The organism is Vibrio sp. 1069 (assembly GCF_033340555.1).
The window spans coordinates 1-709 of the sequence record NZ_JAWOWP010000364.1 but is presented as its reverse complement, the minus strand read 5'-3'; the positions used below and the strand labels follow the sequence as shown (position 1 = coordinate 709).

The window sequence follows — 709 nt, the reverse complement described above, 5'->3', positions numbered from 1 at the left end:
TTCACGGATGATTCATTAAGTGCAACGATGCCAGTGTGCAGTTTTACTCACCAACCGCTGGGTATGTTGCATGGTGGTGCATCCGTCGTACTAGCAGAAACATTAGGTTCCATTGCCGCAAACTTTTGCGTGAGTGAAGGTAACTACTGCGTAGGTTTAGATATCAACGCAAACCATGTACGAGCAATGCGCAGTGGTTATGTTATCGGTACCGCAAAACCTATTCACCTTGGTGTTTCGACTCAAGTTTGGCAGATTGAAATTACAGACGAACGTGATCGTTTGGTGTGTACTAGTCGTCTAACGATTGCTGTGAAACAACAAAAAGCAAAATTGGCTTAATTCGACTTCATCAATCAGCAGAGATACACCCAAAGGCAGAACATGGTTATCGAGTTTTCAGTAGGTAAAATTATCGCGACGCAGCGTGAAATCGTCATCAAACTAACCGGTGAGCGAATGGTCACATTGCAAGCACAAACCGATGCACTTCAACTTCTTGGTCGTGGCGCAAATGTTGTGTTAGCCCATGGGGCCGAATGCAAATGGTCAATAAAATTGGATAATGAGGAACAACTTATCCAACTCGCACAAGAAATTGGTATCGATATTCAATAATTTACCCCTTCATATTTGCACTTTTTCATAAAAATGAGGAAACTTGACTTATTGACATCAAGACAAGTATTTCCTCTTTATGAGTAGCCCT

General features: G+C 42.0%; 2 protein-coding genes. Both read left to right on the top strand.

The genetic code is table 11. The features are described from left to right. A partial coding sequence (locus R7040_RS26545; RefSeq protein WP_318097593.1) for a hotdog fold thioesterase occupies positions 1 to 342 on the top strand: 342 nt, incomplete at its 5' end. 42 nt (positions 343 to 384) lie between these two features. After that, the gene (locus R7040_RS26540; RefSeq protein WP_318097592.1) at positions 385 to 618 is read left to right on the top strand and encodes a DUF3389 domain-containing protein; all 234 of its coding nucleotides are present in this window, start codon (positions 385 to 387) and stop codon (positions 616 to 618) included. Positions 619 to 709: the final 91 nt, after the last annotated feature.

What these genes read in the sequence shown, in the direction of transcription:
- R7040_RS26540 (WP_318097592.1), top strand. Translation starts at nt 385, where the DNA reads ATGGTTATCGAGTTTTCAGTAGGTAAAATTATCGCGACGCAGCGTGAA.